The organism is Gottfriedia sp. ABJ_BB2_2, assembly GCF_055484705.1.
In genome coordinates this window covers 1-455 of the sequence record NZ_JBVFKR010000034.1, presented here as the reverse complement: position 1 = coordinate 455, position 455 = coordinate 1, and the positions used below count along the sequence as shown (strand labels likewise).

The following is a 455-nucleotide window of genomic DNA, read 5'->3' as shown; positions in this document are numbered from 1 at the left end:
CTGATTACAAGTCAGTTGCTCTACCAATTGAGCTAAGTCGGCATATGGTGGAGGATGACGGGCTCGAACCGCCGACCCCCTGCTTGTAAGGCAGGTGCTCTCCCAGCTGAGCTAATCCTCCATCAAAACCAAGCGACGTTCTACTCTCACAGGGGGAAACCCCCAACTACCATCGACGCTGAAGAGCTTAACTGCCGTGTTCGGTATGGGAACGGGTGTGACCTCTTCGCTATCATCACTTGATTCATTTGCTTGGGACATTGATTATTATAACAAAATATCAATCAAAGTCAACACATTTTTTAAAGATATTTACAAGCTTACGCTTTTTTATACCTTCAAAACTAGATAATGTCATTATCAAACTTGTTAGTTAAGTCCTCGACCGATTAGTATCAGTCAGCTCCACGTGTCACCACGCTTCCACCTCTGACCTATCAACCTGATCATCTCTC

The 455-nt window shown here is 44.8% G+C and carries 1 tRNA gene and 2 rRNA genes; all 3 read right to left on the bottom strand.

The window, feature by feature from the left end:
* Positions 1 to 45: 45 nt before the first annotated feature.
* Positions 46 to 121 (bottom strand) — tRNA-Val (locus ACX6U0_RS21305).
* A 6-nt stretch (positions 122 to 127) separates the two neighbouring features.
* Positions 128 to 243: ribosomal RNA gene (gene rrf / locus ACX6U0_RS21300) — 5S ribosomal RNA — on the bottom strand.
* A 126-nt stretch (positions 244 to 369) separates the two neighbouring features.
* A 23S ribosomal RNA gene (locus ACX6U0_RS21295) occupies positions 370 to 455 on the bottom strand; the annotation flags it as partial.